Source organism: Hyphomicrobium sp. B1, from assembly GCF_049532635.1.
Taxonomy (GTDB): domain Bacteria; phylum Pseudomonadota; class Alphaproteobacteria; order Rhizobiales; family Hyphomicrobiaceae; genus Hyphomicrobium_B.
The window spans coordinates 2,797,352-2,810,281 of record NZ_CP134871.1 but is presented as its reverse complement, the minus strand read 5'-3'; the positions used below and the strand labels follow the sequence as shown (position 1 = coordinate 2,810,281).

Annotated in this window: 12 protein-coding genes; all 12 read right to left on the bottom strand. The window is 60.4% G+C overall.

Annotated elements, in window-relative coordinates; all coding sequences use genetic code 11:
- Window position 1: 1 nt before the first annotated feature.
- Entirely contained in the window at window positions 2–442 is a 441-nt protein-coding gene (gene rplV / locus RLW55_RS13355) for a 50S ribosomal protein L22 (protein WP_409560368.1), read from the bottom strand.
- Window positions 442–720, bottom strand: a complete 279-nt coding sequence (gene rpsS, locus RLW55_RS13350; protein ID WP_013948188.1) for a 30S ribosomal protein S19 — start codon at window positions 718–720, stop codon at window positions 442–444. The genes rplV and rpsS overlap by 1 nt, the downstream gene beginning before the upstream one ends.
- Before the next feature lie 27 nt (window positions 721–747).
- The gene (gene rplB / locus RLW55_RS13345) at window positions 748–1,575 is read right to left on the bottom strand and encodes a 50S ribosomal protein L2 (RefSeq protein ID WP_409560369.1); all 828 of its coding nucleotides are present in this window, start codon (window positions 1,573–1,575) and stop codon (window positions 748–750) included.
- A 9-nt stretch (window positions 1,576–1,584) separates the two neighbouring features.
- The gene (locus RLW55_RS13340) at window positions 1,585–1,881 is read right to left on the bottom strand and encodes a 50S ribosomal protein L23 (RefSeq protein ID WP_409560370.1); all 297 of its coding nucleotides are present in this window, start codon (window positions 1,879–1,881) and stop codon (window positions 1,585–1,587) included.
- Window positions 1,878–2,498, bottom strand: coding sequence for a 50S ribosomal protein L4 (gene rplD / locus RLW55_RS13335; RefSeq protein ID WP_013948191.1), 621 nt, complete (start codon window positions 2,496–2,498; stop codon window positions 1,878–1,880). The genes RLW55_RS13340 and rplD overlap by 4 nt, the downstream gene beginning before the upstream one ends.
- A complete protein-coding gene (rplC, locus tag RLW55_RS13330) occupies window positions 2,498–3,199 on the bottom strand; it encodes a 50S ribosomal protein L3 (RefSeq protein WP_013948192.1) in 702 nt (233 codons plus the stop codon). The genes rplD and rplC overlap by 1 nt, the downstream gene beginning before the upstream one ends.
- Window positions 3,200–3,261: 62 nt before the next feature.
- On the bottom strand, window positions 3,262–3,570 hold the full coding sequence (rpsJ, locus tag RLW55_RS13325; protein ID WP_013215045.1) for a 30S ribosomal protein S10: 309 nt from the start codon (window positions 3,568–3,570) through the stop codon (window positions 3,262–3,264).
- Between the two features lie 74 nt (window positions 3,571–3,644).
- A complete protein-coding gene (tuf, locus tag RLW55_RS13320) occupies window positions 3,645–4,853 on the bottom strand; it encodes an elongation factor Tu (RefSeq protein ID WP_013948193.1) in 1,209 nt (402 codons plus the stop codon).
- A gap of 113 nt (window positions 4,854–4,966) precedes the next feature.
- Window positions 4,967–7,057 (bottom strand): elongation factor G, encoded by a 2,091-nt coding sequence (gene fusA / locus RLW55_RS13315; protein ID WP_409560371.1) that lies wholly within the window; start codon window positions 7,055–7,057, stop codon window positions 4,967–4,969.
- Between the two features lie 28 nt (window positions 7,058–7,085).
- Window positions 7,086–7,556 (bottom strand): 30S ribosomal protein S7, encoded by a 471-nt coding sequence (rpsG, locus tag RLW55_RS13310; protein WP_013948195.1) that lies wholly within the window; start codon window positions 7,554–7,556, stop codon window positions 7,086–7,088.
- Between the two features lie 71 nt (window positions 7,557–7,627).
- Complete coding sequence (gene rpsL, locus RLW55_RS13305; protein WP_013948196.1) at window positions 7,628–7,999, bottom strand: 30S ribosomal protein S12; 372 nt, start codon at window positions 7,997–7,999, stop codon at window positions 7,628–7,630.
- A 656-nt stretch (window positions 8,000–8,655) separates the two neighbouring features.
- Window positions 8,656–12,876 (bottom strand): DNA-directed RNA polymerase subunit beta', encoded by a 4,221-nt coding sequence (rpoC, locus tag RLW55_RS13300; protein WP_423414445.1) that lies wholly within the window; start codon window positions 12,874–12,876, stop codon window positions 8,656–8,658.
- Window positions 12,877–12,930: the final 54 nt, after the last annotated feature.

Below are 12,930 nucleotides of genomic sequence, written 5' to 3'. Positions count from 1 at the left end.
ATTACTTGGCCTCCTTGGCCGCAGCCTTCGGCGCGGACTTCTTTGCGGCTTTCTTCTTCTCGGCCTTTTCCTCTTCGACCTGGCGGACGACGACGGTGAGCTGCGAGAACGGCTTCAGGATCGCGGCGCCGCGGCCACGGCCACGAGCGTGGAAACGCTTCATGACGAGGTTCTTGCCGACGTAGGCTTCAGCAACGATCAGATCGTTGACGTCGAGCGCGTGGTTGTTCTCGGCGTTCGCAACGGCGCTCATCACGCACTTGCGGACGTCGCCCGCGATGCGTTTCTCGCTGAATTCAAGCTCAGCGAGCGCCTGATCGACCTTCTTGCCACGGATCAGGCCCGCGACGAGGTTCAGCTTCTGCGGAGAAATGCGCAGCGATTTGACAACCGCTTGAGCCTCGGTGTCAGCGAGGCGGCGCTGATGACTTGGCTTGCCCATTATTTCTTCACCGCTTTCTTGTCGCCGCCGTGGCCGTGGAAAATACGGGTCGGAGCGAATTCACCGAACTTGTGGCCGATCATGTCTTCCGTCACAGCGACGGGGATGTGCTTCTGGCCGTTGTGCACGCCGAAGGTCAGGCCGACGAACTGGGGAAGGATCGTGGAGCGACGGCTCCAGATCTTGATCACCTCATTGCGGCCGGACGAACGCGACTTCTCCGCCTTCTTGAGGAGGTAGCCGTCGACGAACGGACCTTTCCATACTGAACGTGTCAAAGTCGAATCTCCTTCAGAGCGCCGCTACTACTTCTTCTTCGCCTTCTGGCGCGAGCGGACGATATATTTCGTGGTCGTCTTGTTCTTGCGTGTCTTGAAGCCCTTGGTCGGCTTGCCCCACGGCGTTGCCCAGTGCTTACCGCCCTTCGTACGACCACCGTTGGGGTGATCGACCGGGTTCATAGCAATCGAGCGAACGGTCGGACGACGGCCGAGCAGACGAGTGCGACCCGCCTTGCCAACGACTGTGTTCATGTGATCGGGGTTCGAAACCGCACCGACAGTCGCCATGCATTCGGCGCTGACCTTGCGGGTTTCACCCGAGTTGAGCTTCAGAACGGCGTAGCCCGAGTCGCGGCCGACGAGCTGAACGAATGAGCCTGCCGAACGTGCGACCTGACCCCCCTTGCCAGGCTTCATCTCGACGTTGTGAACGATCGTGCCGATCGGCATGGCCGACAGCGGCATGGCGTTGCCGGGCTTCACGTCAACCTTCGGACCCGAGACGACCGTGTCGCCGACGCCCAGACGCTGCGGCGCCAGGATGTAAGCCTGCGTGCCGTCCTCGTACTTGATGAGGGCGATGAACGCGGTGCGGTTCGGATCGTATTCCAGGCGCTCGACACTGGCCGGCGCGTCGAACTTCCGGCGACGGAAGTCGATCTTGCGGTAGGCCTGCTTTGCGCCGCCGCCGATGTGGCGCGACGTGATGCGGCCGTCGCTGTTGCGACCACCGGTCTTCGTCTTGCCCTCAACGAGCGTCTTGAGCGGCTTGCCCTTCCAGAGCGTCGAACGGTCGACCTGAATGAGGTGACGACGACCGGGCGACGTTGGGTTGTATGTTCTAAGCGCCATGACTTATCCTCAGAGCCCCGTCGTCACGTCGATGGAATGACCATCTTCGAGCGTCACGACCGCCCTTTTCGTATCGCTCAAGACGGCCTTGATGCCCTTGAACGTTCTTTGCTTGCCCTTGCGGACGATCGTGTTGACGGCCTTCACCTTGACCTTGAACAGACCTTCGACCGCCGACTTGATCTCGGTCTTCGTCGCGTCAGGCTTGACCTTGAAGATCACCTGGTTGGCCTCGGAGGCGAGCGTCGCCTTTTCCGTGATGACCGGCGCAACGATGACGTCGTATGCGGAGCGTTTGATCGTCATTTGAAGCGCTCCTCCAGCGCGGCGACGGCGGCCCGGGTCAGCACCAGCTTCTTACGACGGAGAATGTCGTAGACGTTGATGCCCTGAATCGGGAGCACGTCGATGTTCGGGATGTTGCGAGCAGCGCGCGTGAAATTCACTTCGAGCTCGGCACCATCAATGATCAGCGCATTCTCAAGCGACAGCTTGGCGAACTGCGCCTTCAGCGCGGTCGTCTTGCCCTCGGCAGAGGTCGCCTTGTCGATCACGACGATCTCGCCGGCTTTCGCCTTCGAGGAGAGCGCGTGACGGAGCGCCAGAGCGCGCACCTTCTTCGGCAGCTCAATGGCATGCGAGCGGGGCTTCGGTCCGAACGCCTTGCCGCCGCCGCGGAACTGCGGAGCCGACTTGTCGCCGTGACGAGCACCGCCGGTGCCCTTCTGCTTGTACATCTTCTTGCCCGTGACCGCGACTTCCGAGCGGTCCTGAGCATGATGCGTGCCGGCCATCCGCTTTAGCGTCTGATAGCGCACCATGCGGTGGATGAGGTCGTTGCGGACCTCAAGACCGAAAATGTCGTCGGCAAGCTCGATGTCGCCGGACTTACCGGCATCGAGGCTGGTAACTTCGGCTTTCATCACGCGCCTTCCTTCTTCGCTTCGCCACGCGCCTTGAATGCTCCAGGCTTCGGAACATCAGCGTGCGCAGCTTTCTTCACGGCGTCGCGAACGACAACCCAGCCACCCTTGGAACCGGGGACAGCACCGCGAACCATCACGAGGCCGCGTTCCTTGTCGATCTTGGCAACAACGAGGTTCTGCGTCGTGACGCGCTCGTCGCCCAAGTGGCCGGCCATCTTCTTACCTTTGAAGACCTTACCAGGATCCTGGCGCTGACCGGTCGAACCGTGAGCACGGTGCGTGACCGAGACGCCGTGGGTGGCGCGCAGACCGCCGAAGTTCCAGCGCTTCATGGCGCCCTGGAAACCTTTACCCTGGGTGGTGCCCGTCACGTCGACGAACTGGCCCGGAACGAAGTGGTCTGCGGTGATTTCCGCGCCAACATCGATGAGGTTCTCAGGACTGACACGAAACTCTGCGATCTTCCGCTTCGGTTCGACTTCGGCCTTCGCAAAGGTGCCGCGCTCGGACTTCGTCAGACGCGAGGGCTTCCTCGTGCCGCCGCCGACCTGGATGGCGGTATAGCCGTTCTTCTCCTCGGTGCGGTGCGAGAGAACCTGGAGGTTCTCAAGACGCAGCACCGTGACGGGGATGTGTTCGCCCGCGTCGGTGAAGATCCGGGTCATACCGATCTTCTGTGCTATCACTCCGGAACGCATTTGCATTCCTTCCTATCGTTAGGGCCATTCGCGTTACCGCCAGAGGGCCCGGAAGTTCTTGTTTAGAGCTTGATCTCGACGTCGACGCCTGCGGCGAGGTCGAGTTTCATCAATGCGTCGACCGTCTGCGGCGTCGGATCGACGATGTCGAGCAAACGCTTGTGGGTCCGCATCTCGAATTGCTCGCGGCTCTTCTTGTCGATGTGTGGCGAACGGTTGACCGTAAAGCGTTCGATGCGCGTCGGCAGCGGGATGGGACCGCGAACTTCAGCACCGGTACGCTTCGCCGTGTTCACGATCTCGCGGGTCGATGCATCGAGAATACGATGATCGAACGCCTTGAGCCGGATGCGGATGTTTTGGCCGTGCATGGCTTTGTGCTTTCACTTCTCGCAAAAAGATTTGGGGAAGCGCGCTATTCAGAACGCTTCCCCGGAAATGCCTTCTACTCGATAATTTTCGTAACAACGCCCGCGCCGACCGTACGGCCGCCTTCGCGGATAGCGAAACGAACTTTCTCTTCCATGGCGATCGGCTGAACGAGCTCGACTTCGACCGAGACGTTGTCGCCCGGCATAACCATTTCCGTACCTTCGGCGAGCTTAACAGTGCCCGTCACGTCGGTCGTGCGGAAGTAGAACTGCGGACGATAGTTCGTGAAGAACGGCGTGTGACGGCCACCCTCTTCCTTGTTGAGGATGTAGGCCTCAGCAGCGAACTTCTTGTGCGGCTTCACAGAGCCCGGCTTGCAGAGAACCTGGCCGCGCTCGACAGCTTCCTTGTCGATACCGCGCAGGAGGCAGCCGACGTTGTCGCCAGCTTCACCCGAGTCGAGCAGCTTGCGGAACATTTCGACGCCGGTGACAACCGACTTCTGCGTGTCGCGAAGACCGACGATTTCGACTTCTTCGCCAACCTTAATGGTGCCACGCTCGATACGGCCCGTGACGACGGTGCCGCGACCCGAGATCGAGAACACGTCTTCGATCGGCATCAGGAACGGCTGATCCTTCGGGCGCTCCGGGATCGGGATGTACTCGTCCATGGCTTCGTACAGCTTGATGATCGCTTCGTCAGCGAGCGGGCCCTTCTCACCGTTGAGGGCCTTGACGGCTGCACCGCGGATGACCGGCGTGTCGTCGCCCGGGAAGTTGTACTTCGAGAGAAGTTCACGAACTTCCATTTCGACGAGGTCGAGGAGCTCTTCGTCTTCGACGATGTCGCACTTGTTCAAGAAGACGACGATCTTCGGCACGCCGACCTGGCGAGCGAGAAGGATGTGCTCACGCGTCTGCGGCATCGGGCCGTCAACGGCCGACACAACGAGGATCGCGCCGTCCATCTGGGCTGCACCGGTGATCATGTTCTTGACGTAGTCGGCGTGGCCGGGGCAGTCGACGTGCGCATAGTGACGGTTCGGGGTCGCGTATTCAACGTGCGACGTGGCGATCGTCAGAATCTTCGTCGGGTCGCGACGGCCCTGGCTTTCAGAAGCCTTGGCAACTTCGTCATAGGCGATCGAAGTCGCCGTCCAGCCGCGGTCGGCCGAAACTTTCGTCAAGGCTGCGGTCAGCGTTGTCTTGCCGTGGTCGACGTGTCCGATCGTACCGACGTTGCAATGCGGCTTGTTCCGCTCGAATTTTGCCTTCGCCATCGTTGGCTCTCCTTAGTCCTACTATCAGGTCCCGACTCTTGCGATCCGGGAATTTCAGGCTTCATTTTTTAGAACCCAGCGGACGGATACTCTCGCCGGCCAGGTTCAACTTCTTAGGCGTACTTGGCCTTGACCTCATCCGCCACGTTGCGCGGCACGTCCGCATAGTGTGCGAACTGCATCGAGTACTGCGCACGACCCGTCGACATCGAACGCAGCGTATTGATGTAACCGAACATGTTCGCGAGCGGGACAAACGCACGGATGACCGTCGCGTTGCCGCGCATCTCCTGAGTACGGATCTGCCCGCGCCGCGAGTTGATGTCGCCGATGATGCCGCCGACGAATTCGCCCGGCGACACAACCTCGACGTCCATGACCGGCTCGAGGATCTTAACGCCGGCCTTCTCGCAGCCTTCCTTCATGGCCGCACGCGTCGCGATTTCGAAGGCGATCGCGGACGAGTCCACTTCGTGGAAGGCGCCGTCATAAAGGTTGACCTTCATGTCGACCATCGGGAAGCCGATGAGCATGCCGTTGTCCCAGACCGACTTCACGCCCTTTTCAACGCCGGGGATGTATTCCTTCGGAACCGTACCGCCGACGATCGAGGTCGTGAACTCGTTGCCCTTGCCGACTTCGTTCGGCTCGAGCTTGAGCTTGACGCGAGCAAACTGACCCGTACCGCCGGTCTGCTTCTTGTGCGTGTAGTCGATGTCTGCCGGGCGCGCGAGCGTTTCGCGATAGGCGACCTGCGGAGCGCCCGTCGTGGCTTCGACGCCGTAGGTCCGCTTCAGGATGTCGACTTTAATGTCGAGATGAAGCTCGCCCATGCCCTTGAGGATCGTCTCGCCCGACTCGGGGTGAACCGAGACGCGGAACGAGGGATCTTCCAGCGACAGCGTGTTGAGCGCGATCGCCATCTTTTCCTGGTCGGCCTTCGTCTTCGGCTCGACCTTCATCTCGATGACGGGCTCCGGGAAGTCCATCTTTTCGAGAATGACCGGCTTCTGCGGATCGCAAAGCGTTTCGCCCGTGCGCGTGTCCTTCAGGCCCTGCAGAGCGACGATGTCGCCAGCATAGGCTTCTTTGATTTCTTCACGATCCGCGGCGTGCATCAGGTACATGCGGCCGGCGCGCTCTTTCTTATCGCGCGTCGTGTTCGCAAGCGCCATGCCCTGCTCGAGCTTGCCCGAGTAGATGCGGCAGAACGTGATCGAGCCGACATGCTCGAAGCTCATGATCTTGAAGGCGATCATGGCCAGTGGTTCGGTGTCCGACGGCTTGCGGAGCAGCTCGTCACCGGTCTTGGGATCAATGCCTTTGTAGGCTTCGCGATCGAGCGGCGACGGCAGATAGTCGACGACCGCGTCGAGCAGCGGCTGAACGCCTTTGTTCTTGAAGGCCGAGCCACAGAACATCGGGTAGAAGGCGCCCTTGACGGTCGCCTTGCGAATGAGCTTGCGCAGCGTGTCCTCGTCCGGCTCTTTGCCTTCGAGGAATGCCTCGAGTGCCGCGTCGTCCATTTCGACGGCAGCTTCGATCATGGCGGCGCGATATTCGTTCGCCTTGTCGACGAGGTCGGCCGGGATTTCGCCCTCGACCATCTTCGCGTCCTTGCCGTCACCGTCCCAAGTGATGGCCTTCATCTTAACGAGATCGATGACACCCTGGAAATTCGACTCAGCACCGATCGGAATCTGCATCGGAACCGGACGTGCACCAAGCTTCGCCTTGATGTCGTCGACGCACATGTAGAAGTCGGCGCCGATCTTATCCATCTTGTTGGCGAAGATGATGCGCGGAACGTTGTACTTGTCGCCTTGACGCCAGACGGTTTCCGTCTGCGGCTCGACGCCCTGGTTCGAGTCAAGAACGCAAACAGCGCCGTCGAGCACGCGCAGCGAACGCTCGACTTCGATCGTGAAGTCGACGTGGCCTGGGGTGTCGATGATATTCAGGCGGCGCTTCTTGCCGTCACGGCCGGTCCAGAAACAGGTCGTCGCGGCCGACGTGATCGTGATGCCGCGCTCAGCTTCCTGATCCATAAAGTCCATCGTCGCGGCGCCGTCATGAACTTCGCCGATCTTATAGGACCTGCCGGTGTAGTAGAGGATTCGCTCGGTCGTGGTCGTCTTGCCAGCATCAATGTGAGCCATGATGCCGAAGTTGCGATAATCCTCGATCGGGTATTGCCGGGCCATGTCTGCCTCGAAATCCTTGTAACTTGTCCTACCAGCGGTAGTGCGAGAAGGCGCGGTTGGCTTCAGCCATCTTGTGCGTGTCTTCGCGCTTTTTAACTGCAGTGCCACGATTGTTCGCGGCGTCGAGCAATTCGCCCGAGAGCTTGTCAATCAGCGTCGACTCGTTGCGAGCGCGAGCGGCGGAGATCAACCAGCGGATCGCCAGAGCCTGACGGCGCTCGTTACGAACTTCGACCGGAACCTGATACGTGGCACCGCCGACGCGACGCGAACGAACCTCAACCGACGGCATGACGTTGTCGAGCGCCTGACGGAAAAGATCGATCGGGTTCGCCTTACCCCGCTGTTCCATCTTTTCGAACGCGCCATAGACCATGCGTTCTGCAACCGACTTCTTGCCGTGCTCCATCACCGCGTTCATGAACTTGGTGACGACGACGTCGTTGAACTTCGGATCCGGGATCACTTCCCGCTTTTGCGCCGCGTGACGACGAGACATCCTGACAGGCCCTTCGCTTCGAATTCTCTTTAAATCTTACAGGCCGACACCGCCGGCCCGGACGAGACCGATTACTTCGGCCGTTTCGCACCGTACTTCGAACGCCGCTGACGACGCGCCGAGACGCCCTGCGTATCAAGCACACCACGGATGATGTGATAGCGGACGCCGGGAAGGTCCTTCACGCGGCCGCCGCGGATCAGCACCACGGAGTGCTCCTGAAGGTTATGACCTTCGCCCGGGATGTAGCCGATCACCTCGTAGCCGTTGGTCAGCCGGATCTTGGCGACCTTACGCAGAGCGGAGTTCGGCTTCTTCGGGGTCGTCGTGTAGACGCGCGTGCAGACACCACGCTTCTGCGGGCACGCTTCCATGTGGCGCGACTTCTCGCGGTAGACTGGCTTTACCCGGGGCTTCCGGATCAACTGTTGTATCGTCGGCATTCGCCCAATCCTGACTTCGGGACACATTCCCGACAGCGGAAATGCGCCAAGCAAACCTGCCAGGTGCGCGAAGTTCGCCCCTAGCAAGAAAAAACCAGAGGATCGTGCCGCCCTTTGGGGTGACAGATCATGGCCCGTCGATATGCTCTGCTTTATGAACGGGAGCGTTTAGGAGCAAAATAGGCGCTTAAAGCGCCGAGCGACCTACCACCAACCCGTGAGAGTGGGCGGAGCTATATACACACCCGCCATATTGGTCAACAGGCGCGCCGCAGGGTTGCGAAATTATTTTCGCCGAATTCGCCGTCATAAGGCAAACCGAACCTGCGACCTGTTGTCGGCTCGGGCGCGCAGAACGCTTTAAAAACGACGGAAAACCAAATTTTTGGGTGGGCACCGCACTTAAATGGGAATCGCTGAAAATTTTTAAAGAGAACTCGCGTCGTCCAGGCTGCATTGCGCCGGTCGGCAGCCCTCTCCCGAGGAAATTTCGAGGTGTCATCCGCGGCTTCAGGCCGAGGACCCATTGCGCCGCCCCTACAGATAAGAAATGGCCCGTCGAGACAAGGGCGAGGAGACGGTTCTCAACAAATGAAAACGGCCGCCCCAGAGAGGCGGCCGTTGGCATTAGAATGCTCTTAAGAAGCGAGCGGAGATTACTCCGCTGCTTCCTCTGCCGGGCGACGGCGACGGCGTCCAGCCGGGCCTGAGGCGCCATCAGGCGACGGCAGGTTCGAAGTCTTCGCCTTTTCCTTGGCGATGAGATCGTCACGCTGCATCGCGACCTTGCGGAGCTGACGCAGCATGCCGCCCGTACCGGCCGGAATGAGACGGCCGACGATGACGTTCTCCTTGAGACCTTCGAGCGTGTCGGACTTGCCGTTGACGGCAGCATCCGTGAGCACGCGCGTTGTCTCTTGGAAGGACGCCGCCGAGATGAAGGAGCGCGTCTGCAGCGAAGCCTTGGTGATACCGAGCAAAACCGGGTTCGCGGACGCCGCACGCTTGCCGGCCTTCTGAGCGGCTGCGTTGATTTCCTCGAACTCGATCCGATCGAGTTGCTCACCCTTGATGAGTTCGGTCTCGCCGGCGTCGGTGACTTCAACCTTCTGCAGCATCTGACGAACGATGACTTCGATGTGCTTGTCGTTGATCGTCACGCCCTGCAGTCGATAGACGTCCTGGATCTCGTTGATCAGGTAGTTCGCGAGTTCCTCGACGCCCTTGATCGCCAGGATGTCGTGCGGCGCCGGGTTGCCGTCGTACACGAAATCGCCACGCTCAACGCGATCGCCAGGCTGAACAGCAAGGCTCTTGCCACGCGGGATCAGGTATTCGACCGGCTCGGCCGACTCATCGTCCGGCTTGATCGTGATGCGCTGCTTGTTCTTGTAGTCCTTGCCGAACTCAACCGTACCCGAGATGTCCGCGAGGATCGCGTGATCCTTCGGACGGCGAGCTTCGAAGAGTTCCGCGACGCGCGGCAGACCGCCGGTGATGTCACCGGACTTCGCCGACGCCGTCGGAATACGAGCAAGAACGTCGCCCGCCTTCACTTCCGTGCCGCGATCGACCGACAGAACGGCTTCAACCGACAACAGGTAGCGAGCGTCACCGCCGCGCGCGACCTTGATCGGCTTGCCCTTCGAGTCCTTGATCACGATGGCAGGCTTCAGCTCGGAGCCCTTCGGAGACGTGCGCCAGTCGATGATGACCCGGTTCGACGTACCCTTCATTTCGTCGGTTTGTTCGCGGACCGACGAGCCTTCGATCAAGTCTTCGAAGTCGACGAAGCCGTCGGCTTCCGACAGGATCGGACGGGTGTAGGGATCCCACTGCGCGATCTTGGTGCCGCGCTTCACGGTATCGCCTTCATCGACAAAGATGCGCGAGCCGTAGCTGATCTTGTGGGTCGCGAGTTCCTTGCCCGTCTGGTCGACGATGATGACCGACATGATGCGGCTCGTCGCGACGTTCTGGCCCTTCGAGTCCTTGGCGATCGCACGATTCTTCAGCTTCACGGTGCCGTTGAAGTTCGACTCGATGAAGGACGAGTCGACCAAGTTGGCCGTGCCGCCGATGTGGAACGTACGCATCGTCAGCTGCGTGCCCGGCTCACCGATCGACTGTGCTGCGATGACGCCGACAGCTTCACCGATGTTGACCGGCGTACCGCGAGCGAGGTCGCGGCCGTAGCATTTGGCGCACACGCCGTTGACCGTCTCGCAGGTCAGCACCGAACGGATACGAACTTCCTGAAGCTCGGCCTTGCCGATGAGATCGGCGTGCTTTTCTTCGATCAGTTCGCCGTTGGCGACGATGATCTCGCCCGTCGTCGGGTGCTTGATGTCTTCGGCTGCCGTGCGGCCCAGCGAACGCGCCGCGAGCGACACGATCACCTGACCGGCATCGACGACTGCCTGCACGTTAATGCCGGCATCGGTTCCGCAATCGACCTCGGAGATGATGGCGTCCTGCGCGACGTCGACGAGACGACGCGTGAGGTAGCCCGAGTTCGCCGTCTTCAAGGCGGTGTCTGCAAGACCCTTACGGGCACCGTGGGTTGAGTTGAAGTACTCGAGAACCGACAGGCCTTCCTTGAAGTTCGAGATGATCGGCGTCTCAATGATTTCGCCCGAAGGCTTCGTCATGAGGCCGCGCATACCGGCGAGCTGCTTCATCTGCGCCGGCGAACCGCGCGCGCCCGAGTGGCTCATCATGTAGACCGAGTTAATCGGACGTTCGCGTCCGGTCGTAGCGTCCTTCTGAACCGCCGAAATGCGGTCCATCATTTCCTTGGCGATCTGATCGGTGCAGCGCGACCAAGCGTCGACGACCTTATTGTACTTCTCGAGCTGCGTGATCAGGCCGTCCTGATACTGCTGTTCGAAGTCGCGGACCTCGACGTTGGTCTTCTCGACGATCTTCTCCTTCGTCTCCGGGATGAGCATGTCGTCCTTACCGAACGAGATTCCAGCCTTGAAGGCGTGGTGGAAGCCGAGCGCCATGATCCGGTCGCAGAAGATGACCGTCTCTTTCTGACCGCAGTTACGGTAGACCAAATCGATCAGACCGGAGATGTTCTTCTTCGTCAGAAGCTGGTTCGCCATCGAGAACTTCATGCCCGGCATCTTCGGCAGATGCTGTGCGAGAAGCAGACGGCCGGGGGTCGTCTCGTGGATCTCCGAGACTTCCTCGCCCTCATCATTGATCGCGTTATAGCGGCCTTTGATCTTGGCGTGCAGCGTGACGGACTTCGATTCAAGGGCGTGAAGCACCTCGTTGATCGAGCCCAACATCATGCCTTCGCCGGGTTCGCCGTCGCGCATCATCGACAGATAGTAGAGACCCAACACGATGTCCTGCGACGGCACGATGATCGGCTGGCCGCTCGCGGGATGCAGGATGTTGTTCGTCGACATCATCAGGACGCGCGCTTCGAGCTGCGCTTCGAGCGACAGCGGAACGTGCACGGCCATCTGGTCGCCGTCGAAGTCTGCGTTGAAGGCAGCGCAAACCAGCGGGTGAAGCTGGATCGCCTTACCCTCGATGAGTTGTGGCTCGAACGCCTGAATGCCGAGACGGTGAAGCGTCGGGGCGCGGTTCAGCATCACCGGATGCTCGCGAATGACCTCGTCGAGGACGTCCCAAACCTCGGGCTTTTCCTTTTCGACGAGCTTCTTCGCCTGCTTTACGGTCGCGGCTTGGCCGAGCGTCTGGAGGCGCGCGTAGATGAAGGGCTTGAACAGCTCAAGCGCCATCTTCTTCGGCAGGCCGCACTGGTGCAGCTTGAGTTCCGGACCGACGACGATGACCGAACGGCCGGAGTAGTCGACGCGCTTGCCGAGCAGGTTCTGACGGAAGCGGCCCTGCTTGCCCTTCAGCATGTCGGCGAGCGACTTCAGCGGACGCTTGTTGGCGCCGGTGATGACGCGGCCGCGACGGCCGTTGTCGAACAGAGCGTCGACGGCCTCCTGCAGCATGCGCTTTTCGTTGCGAATGATGATATCCGGCGCGCGCAGCTCCATCAGCCGCTTCAGGCGGTTGTTACGGTTGATGACGCGGCGATAGAGATCGTTCAGGTCCGACGTCGCAAAGCGGCCGCCATCGAGCGGAACAAGCGGACGCAGTTCCGGCGGGATGACCGGAACTTGCGTCAGGATCATCCACTCCGGACGGTTGCCCGATTCCATGAAGGCTTCGATCACCTTCAGGCGCTTGCCGAGCTTCTTCGGCTTCAGTTCGGTCGTCGCCTCGGCGATCTCCTGGCGAAGGTCCTGCGCGATCTTCGGCAGGTCCATGCCCGAGAGCAGCTCGCGGATCGCTTCCGCGCCGATACCGGCGGTGAAGGTGTCTGCGCCGTACTCGTCGATCGCCTGGTTGTACTGCTCTTCGGTCAGCAGCTGACGCTCAGCGAACGGGGTCGTGCCCGGCTCGATGACGATATAGTTCTCGAAATAAAGAACGCGCTCGAGATCCTTCAGCGCCATGTCCATCAGCAAGCCGATGCGCGAAGGCAGCGACTTCAGGAACCAGATGTGCGCGACCGGAGCTGCAAGCTCGATGTGGCCCATGCGCTCACGGCGAACCTTTGCGAGCGTCACTTCCACGCCGCACTTTTCGCAAATCAGGCCCTTGTACTTCATGCGCTTGTACTTGCCGCACAAGCATTCGTAGTCCTTGATCGGTCCGAAGATGCGCGCACAGAATAGGCCGTCGCGCTCCGGCTTGAAGGTACGATAGTTGATCGTCTCGGGCTTTTTGATCTCGCCGTAGGACCAGGACAGGATGTCCTCGGGCGAGGCGATCGAGATCCGGATCTGATCGAAGACCGGAGCGGGAGCCTGCGATTTAAAGATGTTGGTAATTTCGTTCATCGGCTGTCTCCTCATGGGCGCGGCTGGGGTGACCGTGCCCGTGGAATTTAGTGG

Bases quoted from the DNA above. Each gene is read 5' to 3' on its own strand.
- rpoC (WP_423414445.1), bottom strand. From the start codon at position 12,876: ATGAACGAAATTACCAACATCTTTAAATCGCAGGCTCCCGCTCCGGTC.
- tuf (WP_013948193.1), bottom strand. From the start codon at position 4,853: ATGGCGAAGGCAAAATTCGAGCGGAACAAGCCGCATTGCAACGTCGGT.
- rplV (WP_409560368.1), bottom strand. From the start codon at position 442: ATGGGCAAGCCAAGTCATCAGCGCCGCCTCGCTGACACCGAGGCTCAA.
- fusA (WP_409560371.1), bottom strand. From the start codon at position 7,057: ATGGCCCGGCAATACCCGATCGAGGATTATCGCAACTTCGGCATCATG.
- RLW55_RS13340 (WP_409560370.1), bottom strand. From the start codon at position 1,881: ATGACGATCAAACGCTCCGCATACGACGTCATCGTTGCGCCGGTCATC.
- rplB (WP_409560369.1), bottom strand. From the start codon at position 1,575: ATGGCGCTTAGAACATACAACCCAACGTCGCCCGGTCGTCGTCACCTC.
- rpsJ (WP_013215045.1), bottom strand. From the start codon at position 3,570: ATGCACGGCCAAAACATCCGCATCCGGCTCAAGGCGTTCGATCATCGT.
- rpsL (WP_013948196.1), bottom strand. From the start codon at position 7,999: ATGCCGACGATACAACAGTTGATCCGGAAGCCCCGGGTAAAGCCAGTC.
- rplD (WP_013948191.1), bottom strand. From the start codon at position 2,498: ATGAAAGCCGAAGTTACCAGCCTCGATGCCGGTAAGTCCGGCGACATC.
- rpsG (WP_013948195.1), bottom strand. From the start codon at position 7,556: ATGTCTCGTCGTCACGCGGCGCAAAAGCGGGAAGTGATCCCGGATCCG.
- rplC (WP_013948192.1), bottom strand. From the start codon at position 3,199: ATGCGTTCCGGAGTGATAGCACAGAAGATCGGTATGACCCGGATCTTC.